The organism is Mesorhizobium loti CJ3sym (assembly GCF_000472785.1).
Classification (GTDB): domain Bacteria; phylum Pseudomonadota; class Alphaproteobacteria; order Rhizobiales; family Rhizobiaceae; genus Mesorhizobium; species Mesorhizobium loti_E.
Genome location: NZ_AXAL01000006.1, coordinates 171,026 through 187,447, shown reverse-complemented (window position 1 = coordinate 187,447; position 16,422 = coordinate 171,026). Strand labels below are relative to the sequence as shown.

The 16,422-nt window shown below is 62.8% G+C and carries 18 protein-coding genes; 10 read left to right on the top strand and 8 right to left on the bottom strand.

What is annotated here, in order from left to right:
- Positions 1-16: 16 nt before the first annotated feature.
- Together A3A9_RS38535 and A3A9_RS0109605 are read right to left on the bottom strand one after the other, a co-directional pair.
- Positions 17-1,507, bottom strand: coding sequence for a family 16 glycosylhydrolase (locus A3A9_RS38535; RefSeq protein ID WP_033838446.1), 1,491 nt, complete (start codon positions 1,505-1,507; stop codon positions 17-19).
- A 349-nt stretch (positions 1,508-1,856) separates the two neighbouring features.
- On the bottom strand, positions 1,857-2,804 hold the full coding sequence (locus tag A3A9_RS0109605; RefSeq protein WP_027058593.1) for a DMT family transporter: 948 nt from the start codon (positions 2,802-2,804) through the stop codon (positions 1,857-1,859).
- 163 nt (positions 2,805-2,967) lie between these two features.
- Here A3A9_RS0109605 and A3A9_RS0109600 point away from each other — a divergent pair, with 163 nt between their 5' ends.
- The 3 genes from A3A9_RS0109600 (at position 2,968) to A3A9_RS0109590 (ending at position 5,485) form a co-directional block, all read left to right on the top strand.
- Positions 2,968-3,372: a YciI family protein gene (locus tag A3A9_RS0109600; protein ID WP_027058592.1), complete on the top strand. Its 405-nt coding sequence runs from the start codon at positions 2,968-2,970 to the stop codon at positions 3,370-3,372.
- Positions 3,369-4,625: an RNA polymerase sigma factor gene (locus A3A9_RS0109595; protein ID WP_027058591.1), complete on the top strand. Its 1,257-nt coding sequence runs from the start codon at positions 3,369-3,371 to the stop codon at positions 4,623-4,625. Before A3A9_RS0109600 ends, A3A9_RS0109595 begins: the two co-directional genes overlap by 4 nt.
- A gap of 236 nt (positions 4,626-4,861) precedes the next feature.
- The gene (locus A3A9_RS0109590; protein ID WP_027058590.1) at positions 4,862-5,485 is read left to right on the top strand and encodes a hypothetical protein; all 624 of its coding nucleotides are present in this window, start codon (positions 4,862-4,864) and stop codon (positions 5,483-5,485) included.
- A 36-nt stretch (positions 5,486-5,521) separates the two neighbouring features.
- Here A3A9_RS0109590 and A3A9_RS0109585 read toward each other — a convergent pair whose 3' ends face one another.
- Genes A3A9_RS0109585 through A3A9_RS0109575 form a run of 3 tightly spaced genes read right to left on the bottom strand, consistent with a single transcriptional unit; the run spans position 5,522 to position 8,746 of the window.
- On the bottom strand, positions 5,522-7,084 hold the full coding sequence (locus A3A9_RS0109585; protein ID WP_027058589.1) for a DHA2 family efflux MFS transporter permease subunit: 1,563 nt from the start codon (positions 7,082-7,084) through the stop codon (positions 5,522-5,524).
- A 7-nt stretch (positions 7,085-7,091) separates the two neighbouring features.
- Positions 7,092-8,195, bottom strand: a complete 1,104-nt coding sequence (locus A3A9_RS0109580; RefSeq protein WP_027058588.1) for an HlyD family secretion protein — start codon at positions 8,193-8,195, stop codon at positions 7,092-7,094.
- Complete coding sequence (locus A3A9_RS0109575) at positions 8,192-8,746, bottom strand: winged helix-turn-helix transcriptional regulator (RefSeq protein WP_027058587.1); 555 nt, start codon at positions 8,744-8,746, stop codon at positions 8,192-8,194. Before A3A9_RS0109575 ends, A3A9_RS0109580 begins: the two co-directional genes overlap by 4 nt.
- 110 nt (positions 8,747-8,856) lie before the next feature.
- On the opposite strand from A3A9_RS0109575, the gene A3A9_RS42425 reads away from it, so the two are divergent.
- Positions 8,857-9,099 carry a hypothetical protein gene (locus tag A3A9_RS42425; protein WP_245279003.1) on the top strand — a complete coding sequence of 81 codons (243 nt, stop codon included), beginning with the start codon at positions 8,857-8,859 and terminating at the stop codon, positions 9,097-9,099.
- A 60-nt stretch (positions 9,100-9,159) separates the two neighbouring features.
- On the opposite strand, the gene A3A9_RS0109565 is transcribed toward A3A9_RS42425, so the two are convergent.
- Positions 9,160-9,765, bottom strand: a complete 606-nt coding sequence (locus A3A9_RS0109565; RefSeq protein WP_027058586.1) for an NADPH-dependent FMN reductase — start codon at positions 9,763-9,765, stop codon at positions 9,160-9,162.
- A 91-nt stretch (positions 9,766-9,856) separates the two neighbouring features.
- Here A3A9_RS0109565 and A3A9_RS0109560 point away from each other — a divergent pair, with 91 nt between their 5' ends.
- Together A3A9_RS0109560 and A3A9_RS44785 are read left to right on the top strand one after the other, a co-directional pair.
- Positions 9,857-10,225 carry a winged helix-turn-helix transcriptional regulator gene (locus A3A9_RS0109560; protein WP_027058585.1) on the top strand — a complete coding sequence of 123 codons (369 nt, stop codon included), beginning with the start codon at positions 9,857-9,859 and terminating at the stop codon, positions 10,223-10,225.
- 141 nt (positions 10,226-10,366) lie between these two features.
- Positions 10,367-10,513 (top strand): hypothetical protein, encoded by a 147-nt coding sequence (locus A3A9_RS44785; protein WP_161634488.1) that lies wholly within the window; start codon positions 10,367-10,369, stop codon positions 10,511-10,513.
- Between the two features lie 191 nt (positions 10,514-10,704).
- On the opposite strand, the gene A3A9_RS0109550 is transcribed toward A3A9_RS44785, so the two are convergent.
- Positions 10,705-11,100, bottom strand: coding sequence for an acyl-CoA thioesterase (locus A3A9_RS0109550; protein WP_027058584.1), 396 nt, complete (start codon positions 11,098-11,100; stop codon positions 10,705-10,707).
- A gap of 61 nt (positions 11,101-11,161) precedes the next feature.
- On the opposite strand from A3A9_RS0109550, the gene A3A9_RS0109545 reads away from it, so the two are divergent.
- Positions 11,162-11,488, top strand: coding sequence for a hypothetical protein (locus tag A3A9_RS0109545; RefSeq protein ID WP_033838444.1), 327 nt, complete (start codon positions 11,162-11,164; stop codon positions 11,486-11,488).
- 26 nt (positions 11,489-11,514) lie between these two features.
- Here A3A9_RS0109545 and A3A9_RS0109540 read toward each other — a convergent pair whose 3' ends face one another.
- Complete coding sequence (locus A3A9_RS0109540) at positions 11,515-12,456, bottom strand: phosphoribosylaminoimidazolesuccinocarboxamide synthase (protein ID WP_027058582.1); 942 nt, start codon at positions 12,454-12,456, stop codon at positions 11,515-11,517.
- 205 nt (positions 12,457-12,661) lie between these two features.
- On the opposite strand from A3A9_RS0109540, the gene A3A9_RS0109535 reads away from it, so the two are divergent.
- Genes A3A9_RS0109535 through A3A9_RS0109525 form a run of 3 tightly spaced genes read left to right on the top strand, consistent with a single transcriptional unit; the run spans position 12,662 to position 16,400 of the window.
- Positions 12,662-14,278 (top strand): GMC family oxidoreductase, encoded by a 1,617-nt coding sequence (locus A3A9_RS0109535; protein WP_027058581.1) that lies wholly within the window; start codon positions 12,662-12,664, stop codon positions 14,276-14,278.
- Positions 14,275-15,486 carry a mandelate racemase/muconate lactonizing enzyme family protein gene (locus tag A3A9_RS0109530; protein ID WP_027058580.1) on the top strand — a complete coding sequence of 404 codons (1,212 nt, stop codon included), beginning with the start codon at positions 14,275-14,277 and terminating at the stop codon, positions 15,484-15,486. Before A3A9_RS0109535 ends, A3A9_RS0109530 begins: the two co-directional genes overlap by 4 nt.
- Complete coding sequence (locus A3A9_RS0109525) at positions 15,483-16,400, top strand: NAD(P)-dependent oxidoreductase (RefSeq protein ID WP_027058579.1); 918 nt, start codon at positions 15,483-15,485, stop codon at positions 16,398-16,400. Before A3A9_RS0109530 ends, A3A9_RS0109525 begins: the two co-directional genes overlap by 4 nt.
- Positions 16,401-16,422 lie beyond the last annotated feature (22 nt).

Below are 16,422 nucleotides of genomic sequence, written 5' to 3'. Positions count from 1 at the left end.
GCATGATCCCGAGACCTTACGCGTGGCCCCCGAATTCGGAACCGCCATGCAGCGTGCTGCTGGCGATACTGTGCGTGCCGGTGCTGGATGTAGTGCTGCCGCTGGTGATGTTCAGCGCGTTTGCCGGAGCACTGTCCAGCGTATAGGCGCGGACGTAGTCGATCTTCATCTCGGCCGGCGTGGCCAAATGATCCGGAGGGGCGCCGGCCAAGCCGCCGACCGCGAGATCGACCAGCATGTACATGGGCTTGTTCATGTCGGACGGCGTCGCCGCTTCCGCGACCTGCACACCGTCATAGGTCCAGACAAGCTTGTCCGGCGTCCAGAGCAGGCCATAGGTGTGGAAACCGGCGGGGTCCGAGACACTCACTGTCGACGTGACCTTGGTGTGCGTTCCGGTTTCATTCGAGTGCGCCGTCATGATCAACGTGTTCGGGGCTTGGCCGATCGTCTCCACGACATCGAGCTCCGGCGGCCACGAACCGTCTTCCGGGAGCAGCCAGAAGGCCGGCCAGGCGCCGGCGTGCTCTGGCAGGTCGGCCCGCATTTCGAAATAGCCATAGGTTTGCGAGAAGGTGTCGTGGGTCGTCAGGATGCCTGAGGTGTATTCGTAATTGTTGATCAGCGGCTTGATGTCCGCCGGCGCCTGCGCCGCGGTGATGGTGAGCACACCGTTGTTCACGCTGAACGGGTGGACCGAACTCGTCGGCGCGTAATTGGCGTCGATATACCATTCCAGCTCGTTGTTGCTGCTCAAGGTGCTGCCGTTCGGCGCTCCCCACGAGAAGTTGGTATCCCAGGTGCCGCCCTGGCTATTGTGAAGATTCAGCGTGTTGAAATCGTCGCTGAAGGACAGGCTCATTGCGGACTTGTCGATCGGCAATTCGAACTGGCCGGGCTGCAACTTGTCGATGGTCGTGTCCTTGAACTCGAGGATCTCGCCGGATCCGAGGTTCAACAGCACGTTCGATCCCGCCTGGATCATGTTTGAGTGGATGGCGTCGAACGACGTGAACCCATAGCCATTCAGGCGGACGGTATCCGTGGCGGCAAAATTCGCTATCAGATCGCTTCCATTGCCTTTCGAGACGATGAAAGTGTCGTAACCGCCGCCGCCGTCGATCAGCACATCGTTTCCCGCGCCGCCGTCCAGCGTCTGGTGCCCGGCCTGGGCGGTGATGATGTTGTCCAACCCGTTTCCGAAAGCATAGTTGTTGGCGTTTGTGACGACGAGGTTCTCGACATTGTCAGGGAGCTTGTAGCTCATCCATGTGCTGATCGTGTCGATGCCTGCCCCAGCGCCCTCGGCCACCTTGTTGCTCGCCGCATAGAGGTAATAGATGTCATCGCCTGCGCCGCCGTGCATGGTGACGCCGGTTGCTCCGTAGAACGAGTCGTTTCCAGAGCTGCCGTACAAGTCAGGCCCGGACCCTGCCGCCGAGTACCAATGGGTGGAAGCGCCGCTGTAGGGAAGAGGAACGCCTAGGGCGTTGACGAAGAAGCTCATCGGATAAATCCTTCTCCTGATGCCTCGCCTGCCTGGATCGTTCGATTCCAGATGGCCGCATCCGGACCAAAATCGCCATGCAAGATCGCGTTCCAGGAGCTTGCCACATAGTTCACCATTACATCGAACATTCAGTGATGTTTTCCGAACTGGAAGCACAACAACCCGACGGATGGTCTACAGACCGTAATTCGGCTGATGAAATATTTAGTAAAGTTTTACAATAAGCAGATATACTTACGATCACGCTTGATTCAGGCTACGCACAAGCGCTCCCTGCTTTTGATAGGATCGTGCAATTTCTGCGGTGAGAACTACGCGTCGACGCGTCGTGGAGGGCGCTTCCGCCTCAAACCGCGGCTTCGATCGGCTCGGCAAGTCTGGGGTTCGAGCGCGCGGCGATCAGGCAGCTGGCCACGATGAGGCCGGCTCCCGCCAGCGTGGTCCAGGTCACCGCCTCCCCGAAGAAAAACCAGCCAAGCACGATCGCCCAGATGAAGGCCGAATATTCCGTTGGAATCAGATATTGCGCTTCGGCGCGCGCATAGGCCCAGCTCATCAGGAACTGGCCGGTGAGCGACAGCGCCGTCACGCCGGCCAGCGGAAGCCAGAGATCGCCAGGCAAGGCAACGGCTAGCCAAGGTGCCGCGAGAACGAGCATGATCGCCAGACAAAGGTTCTGGAACAGCATGATCTCGATGGGTTTGGCCACCTGCGCCTGTTGCCGAGCCAGGATCAGATTGTAGGCGTAGAACGCCGTCGAGGCGAGAACCGCCACCGTGCCAAGCAAGGCATCCCTGGCATAGGTCGCATGCCCGAATTGTCCGGCTATGATGATGACAACACCGGCCATGCCGGCCAGCGAAGCCCAGATCGCCTGCCGCTGTATTTTCTCCCCCAGCAACAGCGTCGCCAGCAAGAGAGCGAAAAGCGGCGCGACGAAACTAAGCCCGATCGCCTCCGCGAGCGGCAGCCTGGCAAGCCCCCAGAAAAACGACAACAGGACGATGCCGACAACCACGGCACGCAGCGCATGCAGCCTCAGCACGGAAGGCGACGGAATCGAGCGCGGCCCCGCCAGCCAGCCCGCGCTCGCGACGACGGTCGCCAGCATGCTGCGCCAAAGCACCGTGTTGTAAACGCCCACCGCGATGACCAGCACCTTCATCGCCGCATCCATGCCGGACAGCAGGAAGATGCCGAACGCGCAGACGAGCACCGGTATGGTGGGGGAGATTGCGCCGGCCAGGCTGGATGACTTCACGGATTTGCTCGAATGAGGATTGCAGCCTGACATATCAGGGCAAACTGGCAGGGCCAGATGGCAGCCTCGCCCATATGGGGGTCCAACACCTCTGGTCTTTGGCGCGACCGGGGATTTGAACTTTTTTGCCACTCGTGTCGATTTCGCCATCTCCCGTTCGTCATATGATCGAACCAACCAACCAAGGAGAAAGACCATGCGGTTAATGATGCTCATGATCCCCGGCGGCTACGCGGAGGCGGCGCCCGATGTCATGCCCGATGCCAAGGCGGTGGAGCGGATGATGAAATACAATGAGGAGTTGAAGAAGGCCGGCGTGCTGCTGGCGCTTGACGGGCTGCATCCGCCATCATCGGGCGCGCGGGTCACCTACAAGGGCGGCAAGCCTGCCGTCACCGACGGCCCGTTCGCCGAGGTCAAGGAAGTGCTGGGCGGCTATTGGGTGATCGACGTGCGCTCGCGTGAAGAGGCCATCGAATGGGCCCGCCGCTGCCCTGCCGGCGAGAATGATGTGATCGAGGTTCGCCGCGTCTTCGAGATCAGCGAGTTCCCCGAGGACGTCCAGAAGGTGGCGGAAAGCTTTGGCGAGATGAACGGTTGACTGCCAAGGCCACCATCGAAGCGGCCACCATCGAAGCGGTTTGGCGGATCGAGCAGCCGAAGCTCGCCGCCAGGCTCGTGCGCTATCTCAGGGATGTCGGGCTGGCCGAGGAGATCGCGCAAGACGCCTTCCTGCTGGCGCTGGAGCGCTGGCCTCGGGACGGCATCCCGCGCAACCCGGCCGCCTGGCTGACCGAGGTCGCCAGGAACCGGGCGCTCGACCGGCTTCGCCGCACCACCATGATCGACGGCAAGCATCGTGAACTCGCTATCGACCTCACCGAGCTTGAGCGCGAGATGCCCGACGTCGAGGCCGCGCTCGACGAGGATATCGACGATGACCTGTTGCGGTTGATCTTCACCGCTTGCCATCCGCTGTTGCCGGCCGAGCAGCGCGCGGCACTGGCGCTGCGGCTGCTGGGCGGGCTGTCGACGCCTCAGATCGCCCGCGCCTTCCTGGTGCCCGAAGCCACCATCGCCCAGCGCATCGTCCGCGCCAAGCGGACGCTTCGCGATGCCGCCATCCCGTTCGAGACACCGCGCGGCGAGGTGCGTCGCGAACGCCTCGCCGCCGTGCTGGAGGTGGTCTACCTCACTTTCAACGAAGGCTATGTGGCCACCGCCGGGCCGGACTGGCTGCGCGCCGATCTCTGCGGCGAAGCGCTGCGCCTTGGCCGTTCGCTGGCGGCACTGATGCCGGATGAGCCTGAAGTGCAAGGCCTGGTGTCGCTGATGGAGCTCAACGCCGCGCGCTTCCCCGCCCGCACCGGCCGCGCGGGCGAACCGATCCTGCTGCTCGACCAGGACCGCGGCCGATGGAACTGGTCGCTGATCCGGCGTGGCCTCGACGGCCTTAACCGCGCGATGACGCTGACATCGACACCCGGCCCCTATCTCCTGCAGGCGATGATCGCCGCCTGCCACAGCCGCGCGGCAACAGCCGCCGACACCGACTGGATCGCAATATCGGCATACTATCAGGCTCTGGCCTTGGCGGCCCCCTCGCCCATCGTCGAAATCAACCGGGCGGTGGCCGTCGGCATGGCGTTCGGACCGGCGCAGGGTCTGGCCATCGTCGAGGCGCTGAAGGACGAACCGCGCCTGAAGGACTCGCACCTCTTGCCCACCGTGCGCGGCGATCTCCTGGAGAAGCTGGGACATCAGGCGGAAGCCCGCGCCGCGTTCCGCCAGGCCGCCCAATTGACCGGCAATGACAGGGAGCGCGCGCTTTTGCTGGCGCGCGCGGGTGACTAGGCAATAGCTTGCCCCGGCCCCCGCCGCGAGCCGGTGCCTTGACGCGGACGCCACCATCGACGCTGTGCGGTTCAGCGCTGGGCTTGTTGGGCCGATCGTCAGCCTGTATCGTACTTGACTGTCTTGGCGGCGGCTCTTGCCTGCAAAGCCGTGCCGGCTATGGGAGGCGGACCGTTGAGTTCAGACCAGGCACAAGACGTCAGCCAGATCATTGCCTATGCACCGGCAAGGCCGCGTTGAAATTCACCGCCCTCTCGGCGCTTATTCTCGTGGTCGGGCTCGTTGTCGCCTTCGGGGCCAAGAACTGGTTGTTGGGTCTTCCGGTGGCGGCTGCGGCCGCCTTCGCGACTGTCTGGCAAACGAACGGATGGCTGACCGCCGAGCCATTCTTGCGGCTATCGCCGGACGGGTTGCGCCTCAATCTCGACGGCTATGTCTTTCTCGACGTCCCCTGGCGGGAGGTGGAGGACATTTCCTGGCTCGACATTACCTTCGAGGTTGTGAAGAGGCGATGGGGCACGTCTTGGTATCGCTGGGGCAAAGACCAGTACCGGGATGTCACCGCACTGCAGGTTTCCGAGGCATTCATGGATGAAACGATCATGCCTCTATGGCGGGCTGTCTACCGAAACAGCAGGGGGCCAAAGCGGCTCGGCATCGGTCTGGTGACCTTCACATTCGCCCCGAACCTCACGGCCTCCCGTCTGGGCAACATTTTCCCGGCCCAGGATGGCAAACGGTTTGTCGCGTTGCCTCATGAGGTGCTCTCCACTGACCGCGACCGGCTTCGCGCCGAAGTCGAAGCCCGCTGGCAGGCTTTCGGCAAAAAGACGGTTACGGGCGCCACCCCGTCGCGATGAATCGCTGAAGTGCCGACAACCCGAAAACCCGGGCTCTCAGTGAGCGTCCGGCGGCGGTGCTTTCGGCGCGACATTGCGCAGGAACGGAACCAGCGCGGTGGCGATGACGAAGGCGGCCATGATCACCAGGAACGCATCGGCGTAAGCCATGGTCGATGCCTCGCGATAGGCGAGCGCCCACAACTGCTTCAGCGACGCGGTATGACCATCGGCGACCGCGCCGGGCAGCTGGCCATAGCGCTGCGCGATAGTGTCGACGAGCCGCATCGCGGCCTCGTTCTGTGGCGTCAGATGCGAGGCGATGGTCAGGAAATGGAAGTTGGTGCGGTCGTTCAGGATCGCGCCGCAAATGGCGATGCCGACCGCGCCGCCGAGATTGCGCATCGTGTTGAACAGGCCACTGGCATATTTCAGCCGTTCGGGCGGCAGGCTGCCGAGGCCGAGATTGACGCTTGGCGCGACGGCGAAGACCTGCGGAAAGCCGCGAAACAATTGCGGGATCAAAAGCTCGGCCGCACCCCACTGACTGGTGATGGCACTGAAACTCCACATCGAGGCGCCGAAGGAGGCGAGCCCGAACATCATCAGCCAGCGCGTGTCGAAGCGCTTGGCGAGGAAGATGTAGACGGGAACGCCGACCATCGAGGCCACGCCGGTGGAAAACACCGCCATCCCGGTCTGGAAAGCGTCGTAGCCGCGCACGTACCCCAGGAATAGCGGCGTCAGATAGATCGTGGCGAAGATGCCGATGCCGGTGACGAAGGAGAGAAAGCAGCCAATGGCGAAATTGCGGTTGCCGAAGGCGCGGAAATCGACCACCGGCTGCGCATAGGTCAGGCTGCGAATGACGAACAGAACCATCGTAACACTGGCAACGATAGCGCCATTGCGGATCGTTGCATCGTCGAACCAGTTCCAGCGCGTGCCTTCTTCCAGCACATATTCGGCCGTGCCGAGACTGACCGCCATCAGCACCATGCCGATATAGTCGGCGCCCTTCAGCAGCGACGGATCGGCTTTGTCGATTTTGACCAACGCCGCGACGAGGATGGTGATGATGGTGCCCGGAATGACGTTGACATAGAACAGCCAGTGCCAGCTCAGCGTATCGGTGATCCAGCCGCCGATGACGGGGCCGAGCGTCGGCGCGATCGAGGCGATGCTGCCGACCACCGCGGCCGCATAGACGCGCCTAGGCCCCTGGAAATAGTGGAACGACGAGGTGAAGACCGTCGGGATCATCGACGCCCCGAGCAACCCCTGCAGCGCGCGGAACACAATCATGCTTTCGATGCTCCAGGCGAAGCCGCACAGCATGCTGGCCAGCGTGAAGCCGGCCGCCGAGATGGTGAACAGCCAGCGTGTCGAGAACACCCGTGTGAGCCAGCCCGACAGCGGAATGACAATGATTTCCGCCACCAGATAGGAGGTCTGCACCCAGCCGATCTGATCCTGTGCCGCCGACAGGCCGCCGCCAATATCCTGCAGCGAGGAGGCGACGATCTGGATGTCGAGCAGCGCGATGAACATCCCCACGCACATCACCATGAACGGCAGGATGGTGACCAAGAAGGACTGTGGTTCGGCGCGCTCTGGCATGGCGTCCTCAGTGCGACGCGGTGTCGACCGTGACGACGGTCGATAGGCCTGGCCGCAGCGCAACCTTGTGAGCCTGGTCCGGATCGATGCTGATCCGAACGGGAACGCGCTGGACGATCTTGGTGAAATTGCCAGTCGCGTTCTGCGCCGGGATGACGCTGAAGATCGCTCCCGTCGCCGGCCCCAGGCTGCTGACATGGCCCTTGAGCGGCTGGTCGGGCGCAATATCCGAATAGACTGTCGCCACCTGTCCGTTTGTCATGGTGCGCAGCTGGTCCTCCTTGAAATTGGCATCGACCCACAGCCCGGTCTGCGGCACGATCGTCAGCAGATAGCTGCCCGGCGAGACATAGGTGCCGACCTGCGCCAGCCGGTTGCCGACGAGGCCATCGATGGGTGAGCGGATTTCTGTGAAGCCGAGATCGAGCTCTGCCGTGTCGAGATCGGCCTTGGCGGCCGAAACGGCGGCGGTCGCTTCCGCAATCTGGGTGTTGAGCACAGCGAGCTGCTGCCTGGCGGCCGCAAGTCCGGCGCGGGAGGCGGCAACGGAAGCCTTCGCCTGGCTGTCGGCGGCAAGACTTCTCTGCGCGTCCTGCTGCGTGCCGGCCTTGGTGCTGGCCAGCACCGCATAGCGTTGGGCATCCTGGGTGGTGAAAGTGGCCGCTGCGCTCTTGGCATCGAGATCGGCCTGCGCCTGTTCGATCAGCGAATTCTGCAGCGAGACCTGGGCGTGGAGATTGTCGAGCGCTGACTGCTGCTGCTGGACCGATGCCTGCGCACGTTCGACCGCTGCCTTGAACGGCCGGTCATCGATGCGGATGATGAGCTGGCCCGCATCGACATGCTGGTTGTCCTCGACGAGGATCTGGTCGATATGCCCGGCGACCCGTGGCGCCAGCGGCGTGACATTGCCGCCGACATAGGCGTCGTCGGTCGACATCAGGAAACGGCCGGCCTGCCACCACTGAAATCCATACCAGCCGGCGACGCCGATCGCGATCGCCGCGCCCAGCATGACGAACGGCTTGCGGCGGGTTTTTGCAGGCGCCGGTACCTGGACGACCGATGGCTGTGCAGGCTGCAACTCGGCAGCGGAAAGAACCTTGTTCATTTGCCCCGCGCCTCTTCACGGCTTTGATCAATCAGCGTGTTGTCGGTGAGCGGCAGGCCGGAGCCCTCTGTGCTGAAGCGATAGCGCTGCCGCATGCGATCGGTGGCCCTGGGCGCCGTCGCCACGGTGAAGCCTTCGCTGTCGAGTTCCCTGCCGGTCTGGCGATCGACCAGAACCGGTTCGGCCCAGCGCCCGTCAGCCTTGTCCACCACCACCAGGCTCGGACCTTCGGGTGCGAGATGCCTGTTGCCCCAGGTGAGCAGGGAAAGCAGCACCGGGCGGAAATCTCGCGCCTTGGCGGTCAGCACATATTCGTGGCGAAGCGGCCGCTCACAGTAGGCGCGCTTTTTGAACAGGCCGCGCTCGACCAGACTGTGCAGCCGGCGCGTCAGAATGTTGGGCGCGATCTCCAGACTCTTCTGAAACTGGTCGAAACGCGTCAGCCCCTGGAACGCGTCGCGCAGCAGCAGGATGCTCCACCACTCGCCGACATCGTCGAGGCTGCGCGCGATGGGGCATGGGCGTGTTTCGAAGCTTGTTTTGGCGACCATGATCGAGTCTCTTTCAAAATGAAAGTGACTCATAGCCAAGTTAGTTTCATTATGCAAGTCACTCGCATGTGATCGGAAGGGTGGCCCTCTTTCTTCCCTGGAGATCGTGGATGGAGGATGAAACAGGTCCTAACGGGTACGCCGCTGGTCGCCCGCTGATGAGCCGGACGAGAAGCACGCCTGAGGTGACGTGGGAATTTGATACGGATCAGGACCAGGCGCGCGAGAGCCGGTTGCGGCTGCTGGCGTTTGCAGCGGACGACAATCATTTCGTTGCCGGCGCGCATCTGGATTCGCCCGGCATTGGCCGTGTTGTCAGATTCCGCGGCAGCTTTCGATATGAGGCGCTATAACTAGAAAGGGCGGCGCAAGCGCCGCCCCATATCCCTTGGGAGGATAACCTCAAAAGGCGGTCAGGCCGCCTGGACTTCCTCCGCAACCACGTCGGCCCGACGCGCTGCCTTCAGCACCTTGGCCCACCAGGCAACGTCGTTGACCAGCGCCGTGGCGGCCTGGTTCAGATGCTCGAGATCCTCAAGCTTCTTCTCGCCCTGGCGAACGGCGAGGAAGTCGCCCCAGGCGATGTGGACGGCGGACTTGACCGGCGCCATCTGCAGCTCGACGGCATGGAGACGGAGCTGCTCAACGGCGCGGGCGCCACCGACGCTGCCATAGCCGACGAAGCCGGCCGGCTTCTTGTTCCATTCATTGGCGGCGTAGTCGATGGCGTTCTTCAGCACGGCCGTCGGGCCGTGATTGTATTCGGCGGCGGTGAAGATGAAGCCGTCATATTCGGCAACCTTCCTCTGCCAGCGCTGCGCTACCTCATTGGTCGACGGCACCCAGGCGGAGGATGCGACTTCGTCGAAGAACGGAAGCGGGAAATCTCTGAGGTCGACGATCTCGACGTCGATGTCGGCATGCGCCTTGGCGATCTTGGCGATCCATTGAGTGGGCACATCGGCGAAGCGCGCGGCGCGCGTCGAACCGACGATGATGGCGATTTTCGGCTTTGACATGGGGGCTCTCCATTCCAGTATAAAGCTGGTATCGTTTGGATACCGGCGCTATATGAGATACTGTCAACTCCCGACGCAAGGAGGCACCGTTTTGTTACTGAGGCACCCGCACAACACCGAGGACTGCCGCGCCATCTCGGAAATCCTGCAGCGCGTCGGCGACAAATGGACCGTGCTTGTCGTCGGCAAGCTGGGCGATGGACCCCTGCGTTTCAATGAGCTGCGCGCGGCTGTCGGCGGCATTTCGCAGAAGATGCTGACCACCACCTTGCGCGGCCTGGAACGCGACGGGTTCGTCACCCGCACCGTGTTCCCCACCATCCCGCCGCGCGTCGATTATGAACTGACCGAACTCGGTCACGAACTGTTGGTACCGGTCAGCGCGCTCGGCGATTGGGCACGCAGGAACACCCAGCGCGTCCAGGCGGCGCGCGAGAAATTCGACGGCGTGCACGCCTGAAACCCTTGCGCGGCAAGATATCCGGAGTTTCGCGGTGAGGGAATTTGCCTGATGACAGGCGAACTGGCGGCTCTCTAGATACGGCCTGGCAGCACGGTTTTATGATCTATCACTGACGTGTCACCTGACGACGAAAATCGCATGCCAAAGGCAACCAGTCAGGCTCTCGACGCCATGCTTTCGCAAGGCGCCGGGCTGCAGGGCGCGCATGTCGCGGCGGGCTTCCTGACGCTTTTGTTGATATGCAGGCAAGCGGTGCGCGGAAGGTCGTCCTTGACCGCGGCATAAGCGGTTACGCCGAGCAGACAGACCAGAGCGATAAGGGCTGCCACGAGCCAGCCGTTCAGCATGTGTTGACGCATTGTTTCTTCCCCAGCGCCGGCACAATCGGATGTGGAGGCAACCAAAGGATGTCGCCAAACGCATCGCCCGCACGGGTGATGTTACAATTGCGCTACATTAGGAGAACGAGGGATCGGTCAGCTTTCGGCCGGAACGGCCTTCGGCTTGCCATCGCCGTCCAGTGCCACCATGACGAAATCGGCGTGGGTGACCTTTTCCATAAGGTCCGAGAGATAGCGCTGCGCCCAAGCTTCGACCTTGAGCGTCATCGAGGTGCGGCCGACGCGTTCGACATGGGTGTAGATGCACAGCGTGTCGCCGATCTTCATCGCCTTGGCGAAGGACATCTCCTTGACCGCCGCCGTCACCACGCGGCCCCTGGCGCGCTCGGCGGCGCGGATGCCGCAGGCCAAATCCATCTGCGCCATCACCCAGCCGCCAAAGATATCACCGGCCGCATTGGCGTCCGAAGGCATGGCCAGCGTGCGCAGCGTCAGATCGCCGATCGGCCGTCCTTCAGCGTATTGCACCATTGAGACGACTCCTTGCCAATCTGGGCTAACCTAGTGAGATTGCCTACCGGTCGCACGACGAATGGTCAACGCGCTGCGACCGTTATGGAGAGTTCAGGTGGCACGCCGCATCCTCATCGATTTCGAGACGACGCCAGACGACCTTGATCTCAATTTCAAGATCTGGATATTCGCCGAGGACCTTTATCGCGCCTTGCGATCGAAGGAGCTTGCATCGCTTTCGCTTGATGACGTTGACCGTGTTGCATCCCGGCTCGTCATCCCTATTCGCTCGAAGAGAAAAGTGCGCCGCGTCGCCACTGTCATCGAGCAGCTGCTGGATGCTCATTTTCTTGCGCAATGCGCCACATTGTCGGTCACCGACGAAAGCGGCCAGCTTGTTGATTGAACGACGACTCTAGTGTCGCGCCACCGTCAAAAGTAGCGCGCAAGGTTCGAGCGGATGCGATCGAGAACGGTATCTCCGGAAACATCCGGCACGAATGCCTTGCCCGTAATCGCTTCATAAGCCTGGGCATAAATCCCGGAGGCCTGTTCGACGATTTCGTCCGGAATCTTCGGGATCGGGTCCTTGTAGGGATCGCAGCGCGCCGTCACCCACGAGCGGATGAAATCCTTGTCGAAGCTCTCCGGCCGCGTGCCGTTGACCAGGGCCTGATCGTAACTCGCCGCGATCCAGTACCGGCTGCTGTCGGGCGTGTGGATTTCATCGGCCAGGATGATCGTCCCGTTCTTGTCGGTGCCGAATTCGTATTTGGTGTCGGCGAGGATCAGGCCGCGCTCGGCGGCGCGCGCCTGGCCTCGGGCGAACAGTTTCAAAGCGTAGTCCGAGACCGTATCCCACTGCGCCTGGGTGAGCAGACCTTGCTCGATGATCTCGGCCCTGGACAGCGGCTCGTCATGGGCGCCATCCGCGGCCTTGCTCGTCGGTGTGATGACGGCCTCGGCCAGCTTCTCATTGTCGCGCAGGCCGTCCGGCAGGCGCATGCCATACATGTCGCGTTCGCCACGACGATAGCGGGTCAGGATCGAGGTGCTGGTGGTCCCCGCCAGATAGCCGCGCACGACGATCTCGACCGGCAGGATGTCCAGCCTTGTGCCGACGACGACGTTGGGGTCGGGGTATTCGAGCACATGGTTCGGACAGATATCGGCGGTTTCCTCGAACCAGTAGCGCGCCGTCTGTGTGAGTATCTCTCCCTTGAACGGGATCGAGGTCAGGATGATGTCGAAGGCGCTGAGACGGTCGGTGGCGATGATGATGCGCCGCCCGTCGGCCAAATCGTAATTTTCGCGGACCTTGCCTTTGTAGTGGCCCGGCAACTCGGGAATGAACGCATCCGACAGGGTTCGCATATGAATTTCCTGCCTTCCGCAGATTGGTTGATGCAATCGCATAAGCTGTCGACCCCATGCATATCAAGCACGATTGTCGGGATTCCCCACAACTCGACCCGGCATTGCGGTCGCATTTTTCACAACGCATGCCGGAAGGCGCGGCGACGCGGCGAACCGGTCGCGTCTAGGCTGCGACCGGATTTCAGGAGCCGCCCGTACCATCATGCAGACTTACGACTTTATCATCGTCGGCTCCGGCTCGGCCGGCTCGGTGCTTGCCGACAAATTGTCGGCTTCGGGCCGGTTCTCTGTGCTGGTGCTCGAGGCCGGCGGCACGGACCGCCGCTTCTACGTGCAGATGCCGCTCGGCTACGGCAAGACCTTCTTCGACCCGGCGGTCAACTGGAACTACAAGGCCGAGCCGGACCCCGGTCTCGGCGGCAATGCCGACCACTGGCCGCGCGGCAAGCTGCTTGGCGGGTCGAGCTCGATCAACGCCATGGTCTGGATCCGCGGCGCGCGCGAGGATTTCGACGACTGGCGGGCCGCCGGCAATCCAGGCTGGGGCTATGACGATCTGTTGCCGGCCTTCAAGGCGCTCGAGGACAATGAGACCGGCGCCGACACATGGCGCGGCACCGGTGGCCCGCTGCACGTCAGCGGCACGGCCAACGCCGTCCACCCTCTGACCAAGCGCTATCTCGCCGCCGGCCAGCAGGCCGGCCTGCCACTCAACCCCGATTTCAATGGCGCTACCCAGGAAGGCGTCGGCACCTACCAGATTTCGACCAAAAACGGCCGCCGCATGTCCGCCGCCCGCGCTTTCCTGCGCCCGGCGATGAAGCGCGCCAATGTCCGCGTCGAGACCAATGCGCTGGCGACCCGCATCCTGTTCGAAGGGAAACGCGCGGTCGGCGTCGAGTATCTGCAGAACGGCGAGACCAGGACGGCGCGCGCCGTCCGCGAGGTCATCCTGTCCAGCGGTTCGATCAACTCGCCGCAATTGCTGCAATTGTCCGGTATCGGTCCGTCGGCGCTGCTCGGCGGTCTCGGCATACCGGTCGTCCACGCCAACGAGAATGTCGGCGCCAATCTGCAGGACCATGTCGGCATTAACTACACGTTCAAGGGCAAGGTGCCGACGCTCAACCAGATCCTGCGCCCCTGGTGGGGCAAGCTGCTCGTCGGCATGCAGTACATCCTCACCCGCTCCGGCCCGCTGTCGCTGTCGATGAACCATGGCGGTGGCTTCTTCCGCACCGATCCAACGGCGACCCGCCCCAACATGCAGCTTTATTTCCAGGCCTTCTCGACTGTCATCCCGAAGAGTGGCGAGCGGCCTATCCTGACGCCAGACCCCTGGCCGGGCTTCTCCATCGGCCTGTCCAACTGCCGCCCGTCGAGCCGCGGCGAGATCATGATCCGCTCCAAGAATCCGCTGGACTATCCGAAAATCACCGCCAACGCGTATTCGACCAATGCCGATGTCGAGGAGATGCTGGCGGCGGTGAAGTTCGTGCGCAAGATAGCCTCGATGCCGGCCATGGCCGAGATCATTGCGGAAGAGGTCCTGCCCGGTCCTTCGATCCAATCGGACGCCGACCTGATCACCGATTTCAGGAAACGCTCGGGCACCGTCTATCACCCGGTTTCGACGTGCCGCATGGGGCCGGATCCCCAGCGCTCCGTCGTCGATCCGCGTCTCAAGGTGCATGGGCTTGAAGGCTTGCGCGTCATCGACGCCTCGATCTTCCCCGACAACATCACCGGCAACACCAATGCAGCCTCCATCATGACCGGATGGAAGGGCGCCGAACTGGTTCTGGAGGACCAAAAATGAAGATCACCGACGTCAAGACCTGGGTTGTCGGCAATCCGCCGCCCGGCATAGGCGGCAAGTATTTCATCTTCGTCAAGCTGACCACCGATGGCGGCGTGGTCGGCTATGGCGAGGCCTACAACGCCACCTTTTCCGCCCACATCACGGCCAAGCTGGTCGAGGACATGGCCGAGCGTTATCTCGTGGGCCACGATCCGCACGACATCGAGACCTTCTTCCGCCGCGCCTATTCCTCCGGCTTCACCCAGCGGCCTGATGTGACCGGCATGGGCTGTTTCTCGGCGCTCGAAATGGCCTGCTGGGATATCGTCGGCAAGGAAGCCAACAAACCAGTCTACAAGCTGCTCGGCGGCCAGGTGCATGAGACGCTGCGCTCTTACACCTACCTCTACCCGCACACCGGCAGCGTCCATTCTGAGGATGTGCGCGGCAAGAATGTCTACAACGACCCCGACCTTGCCGCCGCTTGCGCGCTCGAATATGTCGAGCAGGGTTTCAATGCGGTCAAGCTTGACCCGGCCGGCCCCTACACAGCCTTCGACGGCCACCAGCCGCGCCTCGTCGACATCGATCTCTCCGCCCGCATGGTCAAGGCGATCCGCGAAGCGGTCGGCACCCGCGCCGACATATTGTTCGGCACGCACGGCCAGTTCACCGCATCGGGCGCGCTGCGCATGGCGCGTGCCATCGAGCCCTATGATCCCTTATGGTTCGAGGAGCCGGTGCCGCCCGACATGCCCGAAGTGATGGCGCAGGTGGCGCGGGGCACCTCGATCCCGATCGCCACCGGCGAGCGGCTGACGACCAAGTTCGAATTCGCCCGCGTCATCGAGAACCGCGCCGCGACCATCCTGCAGCCGGACCTCGGTCGCTCCGGCGGCATTCTGGAGACGAAGAAGATCGCCGCCATGGCCGAGGCCTATCACATCCAGATCGCGCCGCATTGCTATTGCGGGCCGATCGTCGGCGCCGCCAACATTCAGCTGGCGGCGACGCTGCCCAACTTCCTGATCCTGGAATCGCTGAAGCAGTGGGATGGATTCCACGCCACGCTCCTGAAGAAAAAGATCGAATGGCAGGACGGCAATGTCATCCCCTCGAAGGAGCCAGGGCTGGGCGTCGAGCTCAACGAAGCAGTCTGCGATGCGCATCCCTACACGGGCAAGGATTTGCATTTGCAGATGATGCAGACACCGTTGATGCCGTGAGCGAACGCTACGCCTTCATCGGCCTCGGCCATCTCGGCGGCAACCTTGCCGCCAGCCTGGTCCGCAATGGTTTCGCGGTCACTGTGTTTGACCGCGACCCCGCCGCCGTCGCACGCCTCGTTGCGCTTGGCGCAACGGCAGCGGCAAGCCCCGCCGAGGCCTCTGGCAGCAGTGGCAATGCCATAACCTGCTTGCCTTCGCCAAAGGTCAGCGAAGCCGTTCTGGCCGGCCCAGGCGGACTGCTGGAGGGCCTGTCCAAGGGCGGCACCTGGATCGAGATGTCGACCAATGGCCGCGACGAGATCATCCGCCTCGCGGGCCTCGCCTCGGCCAGAGGCGTCGAGACATTGGAGTGCCCTGTCACCGGCGGCGTGCATCTGGCCGCGGTCGGCAAAATCACCGCGCTGGTCGGCGGCGATGCCGCCCTCTACGAACGCCATCGACCGGCGATCGAAGCGATGTGCGCGAAGTCGTTTCTGATGGGGCCGATCGGTTCGGCGGCGGTGATCAAGGTGATCACCAACATGCTGGCCTTCATCCATCTCGTCGCCGCCGGCGAGGCATTGATGCTGGCAAAGCAAGGCGGGCTCGACCTCGCTCAGGCCTACCACGCCATCGTCGCTTCCTCGGGCAACAGCTTCGTGCACGAGACCGAGAGCCAGCTCATCCTGAACGGCTCCTACGACATCGGCTTCACCATGGATCTGGCGCTGAAGGATCTCGGCTTCGCATTGAGCTTGGCCAGGGATTCCCGCCTACCGCTCCAGCTGGCGCCACTCGTCAAAGAGATTTTCGAGGTCGGCAGGCTGGAATATGGCGGCGATGCCTGGTCGACCCAGATCGTCAAGTTGCTGGAGGACGCCGTCGGCACGGAGCTTCGCGCGCCTGGTTTCCCGGCCAAGCTTCAAATCTGACCAGAGACCGGAAAACAAATTA

Coding starts and splice junctions, on each gene's coding strand:
- A3A9_RS38535 (WP_033838446.1), bottom strand. CDS start 1,507: ATGAGCTTCTTCGTCAACGCCCTAGGCGTTCCTCTTCCCTACAGCGGC.
- A3A9_RS0109575 (WP_027058587.1), bottom strand. CDS start 8,746: ATGGTCGCCAAAACAAGCTTCGAAACACGCCCATGCCCCATCGCGCGC.
- A3A9_RS0109605 (WP_027058593.1), bottom strand. CDS start 2,804: ATGTCAGGCTGCAATCCTCATTCGAGCAAATCCGTGAAGTCATCCAGC.
- A3A9_RS0109550 (WP_027058584.1), bottom strand. CDS start 11,100: ATGGTGCAATACGCTGAAGGACGGCCGATCGGCGATCTGACGCTGCGC.
- A3A9_RS0109535 (WP_027058581.1), top strand. CDS start 12,662: ATGCAGACTTACGACTTTATCATCGTCGGCTCCGGCTCGGCCGGCTCG.
- A3A9_RS0109565 (WP_027058586.1), bottom strand. CDS start 9,765: ATGTCAAAGCCGAAAATCGCCATCATCGTCGGTTCGACGCGCGCCGCG.
- A3A9_RS42425 (WP_245279003.1), top strand. CDS start 8,857: ATGGAGGATGAAACAGGTCCTAACGGGTACGCCGCTGGTCGCCCGCTG.
- A3A9_RS0109600 (WP_027058592.1), top strand. CDS start 2,968: ATGCGGTTAATGATGCTCATGATCCCCGGCGGCTACGCGGAGGCGGCG.
- A3A9_RS0109530 (WP_027058580.1), top strand. CDS start 14,275: ATGAAGATCACCGACGTCAAGACCTGGGTTGTCGGCAATCCGCCGCCC.
- A3A9_RS0109585 (WP_027058589.1), bottom strand. CDS start 7,084: ATGCCAGAGCGCGCCGAACCACAGTCCTTCTTGGTCACCATCCTGCCG.
- A3A9_RS0109545 (WP_033838444.1), top strand. CDS start 11,162: ATGGTCAACGCGCTGCGACCGTTATGGAGAGTTCAGGTGGCACGCCGC.
- A3A9_RS0109580 (WP_027058588.1), bottom strand. CDS start 8,195: ATGAACAAGGTTCTTTCCGCTGCCGAGTTGCAGCCTGCACAGCCATCG.
- A3A9_RS0109540 (WP_027058582.1), bottom strand. CDS start 12,456: ATGCGAACCCTGTCGGATGCGTTCATTCCCGAGTTGCCGGGCCACTAC.
- A3A9_RS44785 (WP_161634488.1), top strand. CDS start 10,367: ATGCCAAAGGCAACCAGTCAGGCTCTCGACGCCATGCTTTCGCAAGGC.